Source organism: Frankia sp. CoWAU3, from assembly GCF_977971855.1.
In genome coordinates, this window is the sequence record NZ_CDWWXB010000251.1 from 1 (window position 1) to 3249 (window position 3249).

6 protein-coding genes are annotated in these 3249 nt (G+C 66.0%); 3 read left to right on the forward strand and 3 right to left on the reverse strand.

Features of this window, described 5'->3' with window-relative positions; genetic code table 11:
• The 3 genes from AC08ON_RS16535 to AC08ON_RS16545 all read right to left on the reverse strand — a co-directional run.
• Positions 1-448, reverse strand: a 448-nt coding sequence (locus AC08ON_RS16535) for a methyltransferase domain-containing protein (protein ID WP_476617292.1), incomplete at its 3' end; no start/stop codon positions are given.
• Between the two features lie 240 nt (positions 449-688).
• The gene (locus AC08ON_RS16540; protein WP_476617293.1) at positions 689-1675 is read right to left on the reverse strand and encodes an XRE family transcriptional regulator; all 987 of its coding nucleotides are present in this window, start codon (positions 1673-1675) and stop codon (positions 689-691) included.
• Between the two features lie 194 nt (positions 1676-1869).
• Positions 1870-2112 carry a hypothetical protein gene (locus AC08ON_RS16545; RefSeq protein WP_476617294.1) on the reverse strand — a complete coding sequence of 81 codons (243 nt, stop codon included), beginning with the start codon at positions 2110-2112 and terminating at the stop codon, positions 1870-1872.
• A 276-nt stretch (positions 2113-2388) separates the two neighbouring features.
• Here AC08ON_RS16545 and AC08ON_RS16550 point away from each other — a divergent pair, with 276 nt between their 5' ends.
• From AC08ON_RS16550 to AC08ON_RS16560, 3 genes are all read left to right on the forward strand, one after another.
• On the forward strand, positions 2389-2733 hold the full coding sequence (locus AC08ON_RS16550) for a DUF397 domain-containing protein (RefSeq protein ID WP_476608504.1): 345 nt from the start codon (positions 2389-2391) through the stop codon (positions 2731-2733).
• The gene (locus tag AC08ON_RS16555; protein ID WP_476617295.1) at positions 2723-2998 is read left to right on the forward strand and encodes a hypothetical protein; all 276 of its coding nucleotides are present in this window, start codon (positions 2723-2725) and stop codon (positions 2996-2998) included. Before AC08ON_RS16550 ends, AC08ON_RS16555 begins: the two co-directional genes overlap by 11 nt.
• Positions 2995-3249: hypothetical protein (locus AC08ON_RS16560; RefSeq protein WP_476617296.1), on the forward strand; the 255-nt coding region annotated here is incomplete at its 3' end. The genes AC08ON_RS16555 and AC08ON_RS16560, both read left to right, overlap by 4 nt.

A 3249-nucleotide genomic window follows, 5' to 3' on the forward strand; every position in this document is an offset into this window, starting at 1 on the left:
GGGTTTGCTCCACCCAGGCGTAGGGAATCTCTACCGCGCTGGCGGTGGAAATGACGCGGTCGTAGGGGGCGCGCTCGGGGCATCCCAGGGTGCCGTCACCTGTAACGACTGCGACCGGATATCCGGTCCTGCATAGGACCTGCCGGGCGTGCTCGGCGATCTTATCGTCTACCTCGACGGTGGTGATATGCCCGGGATGGGCTTTCTGTGCGAGAAAGGCGGCATTATAGCCGGTTCCTGCTCCAATCTCTAGGAGGTTCATGCCTGCCCGCACGTCAAGCAGATCGATCATCTTCTTCATGACCGATGGCGCACTACTTGAGCTGGTCGGGATGACGCCCTTACCGTCCTGGAGTTCCCCGTCGTCGGCCTGGGTGACAATCGAATCATCGCTGCTGACCAGGGTCAGCCATCGTTCAGGATCGTCAGATCGGCGCAGTGGCACCATCCACCCGTCGCCCCGTCTGACCCAGATAACGTCAGGGATGAAATCTTCCCGCCTCACGCCTTCCCCGTTCCCTTGCATGTCGAGCAGGTCACGGTTTCTGTTTTCTGTTCTTCTTTACCATCGGTGGCGACAGTGATCGTTCCGTTTCCTCCACATCGCGGACAGTCCGGAGGGGGCGTCGAGTGTTTCCCCATGGATCTCCTAACGAAGGTGTGGTGAAAGAGGTAAATTTCCAAGCTGTCAGCCGGGGAGCGCCAGCGGGGACGTCCGGATGAAGTGCTCGGTCTCGGCGATCAGCTCACGGGCGGTAGGAGAGCTGACGAGGGTTGGGGTTGTCAAGACGCCGTGGACACGGCGCACCGCTTGTCGGATCGAGGCAATATGAAGATCGACTGGGAGATCGAGCACTGGGCGGAGTGCGTCCTGAGCACCGTCGAGATTGCCGTTTCGGGCTCGGGCAAGGCCGAGCGCGCCCCGAGACAGGGCTTCGTTGCCGTAGCTGCGCTCGTCTCCAGCTGCGGACTCGTGGGCGTCGACGGCGGCAACCGCGGCTCGTTCGGCGTCGGCGGGCTGGTCGGGCAACCAGACATAGGCGTCGGCCGCATAGTAGAGCTGACGCGGAAACGTGAACGTCATTTCGCCGCCGATGTCGTCCAAGTCATCGGGCATCACCCGTTCGCGAGCCTCAGCGGCGAGGCGGATAGCCTGGGTTGCGGCGTCGGCACTGCCCTGCGCGGCATGTATACGTGCTTCGAGGGAGGGCAGCCAGACGGCGACGGTGCCGGAGACGGGGCCAAGGGTTGCGGCAAGCTGGCAGTAGCGGGCGGCGTCGGCTGTCCAGCCTGCCCAATAGGCGGTCAACGCTTGGACGCCGCGTATGAATATCTTCAGCGGCTCATGACCCGCGTGGTCCGCGCAGAAGTAGGCGGCTCTCGTGTGCGTGATTGCGGCCTGCGGCTTACCGACTTCGTTGCAGATGGCCGCAACCAGTGCTGTAGTCGCACCAGTGAGGAGGTACAGGTCTCGGGAGGGGTGTTGACGGTTTTCCAGTAGTCGGTAGGTGAGATCCTGCAAGGCAAGCAGGTCGGGGAAGAAGGTCGGTATCGGCTGGGTGGGGACAGCGCGGGCGATGCGGCGTAGTTCGTCGTGGATCTCGTCGAGCATGGCCGGGCCGAGGTCGGGCCGTTCCACAAGGAGGAGAAAGTCACGGGTTCGGCGGAGGGACATAGAAATCTCTCTTGTCCACGCCGGGTCGGAACTGTCGGCACCTGATCGCTTCTGGTCATCCCGTACATGGGGGCTGGTGTATGACCCGGCGGTGTCGGCGTGGGCGGGCATGAGTGCGGAAACGACGGAAGACGACTTAGAGTTATCGAATCCTCTCGAAGCGTAAGAGTTGATGGCAGGTGCAAACAGGCTGTCTACAGGGTAGTAGAACATTTTTCGAGGACTCGGCACGCAACCGGGTAGGGCCGGCGGGCGACCTTTCCAGACAGCCATCGTTTGGCCTGCCGTTCGCTGACCTGGGGCATGCCGTCCGCCGACCTACCAAGCGCCTTGGCGGTCTGCTCGAAGTGGCGGCGGAAGTCGGTCACGCTCCAACAGCGTTCGTGGACGAGACGGGCAAGCAGGTTCGGGGCCTCGTCAGCGCCAGGGGAGATCATGCCGCACCTCTTCGCAAACAGTCGTGGCGTCTACCTCACGGTACGACACAGATCCGGCACGTATTGCTGATGGCACCGAGAAGGCCGGGGTGACACCAGCAGGTCACCGTCACGCATGGTGATCTGTCACTATTCGACGCGATCGGGTGCACCGATAGTGATGCCCGGCGGTTCCTGCCGGGTTGGCCTTCGTGTCCTCGGCGGGCGCCGTGAACGGTTCCGGGTGGGCTGTTCCACGGGGGTGGGGCCTGCCCGGGGCCACCTTGTGATCACGAGATGAGGGGGGTCCTGGCCGTGGGCCGGTGGGAGGACGAGCATTTTGCCCGGTTGGAGTGTGAGGTGCCGGTGCGGGGGCGGGATCGTCTGGCCTGGTGGCGGACGGCGCGGGCCGGCCTGGGGGCGGTGGAGGTGGCCGCGGTGCCGGTCGGCGTGCTCGGGCTGCTGGATGCCCCGGGGGTAGCGGTGCGGCACGGCCGGATCCCGGCGGGGGCGGGGTTGCTGTTCGAGGCCCGCGAGTGGGCGGTGTTCCTGGCCGGGGTGCGCCGGGGTGAGTTCGGGTTCGCCCGGTTGGCGGCGTTGCCGGTTCCCCCGGCTGCCGGTGCGGGGGCCGGTGATGGGTGAGCGTGCCAGCGTCGGGGATGGGACGGGGTCGGGCTGGTCGGAGGCATGGTCACGGATCCTGGCCGGCACGGGGGCGGATCAGGCGGCCACGGTGTGGGTGGTGGCGGTGGTCGACGGGCCGGACCGGGACGTGGACGGGGTGGTCGGCTACTTCGCCACCCCCCGGGACGCGGACCGGCATGCCCGCGCCCATGGGTATGGGGAGTGGCTGGTGGTGCCGGCGTTGGTGCTGCACCGGCCGGATGATCCGGTGGTGGTCCTGTGACCGGATGGCCGTTGCTGGTCCTGGACGGCGACGGTGTACTGATCACCAGCTTTCCGCGGGCGGAGTTCGACCGGGCCCACCGGTGGGCGCATGCCCGGGCCGGGGAACCGGTGGTGGAACTGCCCATCCTGGTGGAAGACCTGCTGGTACGGGTGACGTGGACGATCGGGCGGACCTCGTGCACGGCAACCCGCTGGGGGGTGCTGCCGGACGGGCCGGCACCACGGCTGGGTTGTCTGCTCCACGGTGGC